This window comes from Pseudomonas sp. ICMP 10191 (assembly GCF_001467335.1).
GTDB lineage: Bacteria > Pseudomonadota > Gammaproteobacteria > Pseudomonadales > Pseudomonadaceae > Aquipseudomonas > Aquipseudomonas cerasi.
In genome coordinates this window covers 1-913 of sequence record NZ_LKGW01000019.1, presented here as the reverse complement: position 1 = coordinate 913, position 913 = coordinate 1, and the positions used below count along the sequence as shown (strand labels likewise).

General features: G+C 61.0%; 1 protein-coding gene. It reads right to left on the bottom strand.

Going from position 1 to position 913, the window contains the following annotated elements; all coding sequences use genetic code 11:
* Positions 1-21 precede the first annotated feature (21 nt).
* A complete protein-coding gene (locus AO388_RS29535; RefSeq protein ID WP_236713890.1) occupies positions 22-471 on the bottom strand; it encodes a hypothetical protein in 450 nt (149 codons plus the stop codon).
* Positions 472-913 lie beyond the last annotated feature (442 nt).

Genomic DNA, 913 nt, shown 5'->3' with positions numbered 1-913 from the left:
GCCATTTTTAAACCTCGCCTTTTATGGATTCGTGATCGCGCCGGAAGCCGCGCCGGTATTGGCCTCGACGGCATTCTGCGAATTTTCGTTTCTAGTCAGGGTCGAGCGGTGAATGCGGCCAAAGCCTTTCCCGTCTAACCATTCGTGCCACTTGTTCAGCGCCTCACGCTTGAGCAGTTCAGCCGAAGTGTGGATATAGGTCTGCACATTGCGGGTCAGCGTGTGGTTCACCAGCATCTCGCCGATCAGGAAGTCGACACCCAGATCAGTCCAGCCGGTCCGGGCCACTTTGCGCAGGTCGTGGCTCGTCCACTCACCCTTGCCCAGGCGAGCGAATACGGCACATGCCTGACTGTCGCTGATCGGCCCACGGTTGCGAGCCGGGAACATGTAGGCACCCTTGTAGCCCTTCGACGATTGCCAGTCCCGATAGCGCTCCAGCAGCGCGCAGTAACCACTCGCCCTGCTCACCCAGAGTGAGGTGCGACCACCGGGCCTGCCTTGTCTCGCCAGCCCGCGTGCCGTGACACAGCATCATCAAAGCGAGCATGCAGTCCTGTGGGTGCTGGTCGAATCCTGCAGCAAGGTCACCAAGCACCTCTTCCAGCTGAACGGCCCGCAGGCGCGATGGTTTCGGAAGGATGCGNCGCCCCACATCAGCCGGACGTAGGAGAGCGACATTTCGGCCTGCATGGGCCACATGACCAGCTTGTCCAACGTGGACCGGTCCACATCGGCAATGAGCAGTTCTGACAGGCGCGGCTTGAGGTGGCAGGTGATGATCGATGTGTTTGTGGCGCGACGCTTGGCCGAAAGACTGCGCTCAGTGGACTGACGAATCATGAACCACTCCAGCAACTGGCCAACGGTCTGCAGCGTGCCGGCAGCCGCAGAGGCCTTCGGGTCAGTCGCC